Annotated in this window: 1 protein-coding gene; it reads right to left on the bottom strand. The window is 53.0% G+C overall.

The genetic code is table 11. From position 1 onward, the window contains the following. Window positions 1–35: 35 nt before the first annotated feature. Entirely contained in the window at window positions 36–266 is a 231-nt protein-coding gene (locus AACV31_RS19210; RefSeq protein WP_165157236.1) for a phage holin family protein, read from the bottom strand.

The raw sequence follows: 266 nt of genomic DNA on the forward strand, positions 1-266 counted from the left end.
GGATGTCATCAAATATTTCATCTCTGGTTTTCATCTCAGCACCTCAGCAGCGAAAGTATTTTTGACACGTTGCCCCGCGCCCATAACACCACCGCACAGAACAGCAGATTCACCAGAACCACCGGCCACTGAGAATGCGGGTAGCGCCCGAAGACAAAGCAGAGCGGAACGGCGGCATATCCCACCATAATCAGCCAGGCCACCCACGACACCAGCGGTTTATGTGTTGCCTTATTCCTGCGGTAAAAAAAGAGCGCCAGCACGAT

It is taken from the genome of Cronobacter sp. EKM101R (assembly GCF_963888145.1).
GTDB classification, from domain to species: Bacteria; Pseudomonadota; Gammaproteobacteria; order Enterobacterales; family Enterobacteriaceae; genus Cronobacter; species Cronobacter turicensis.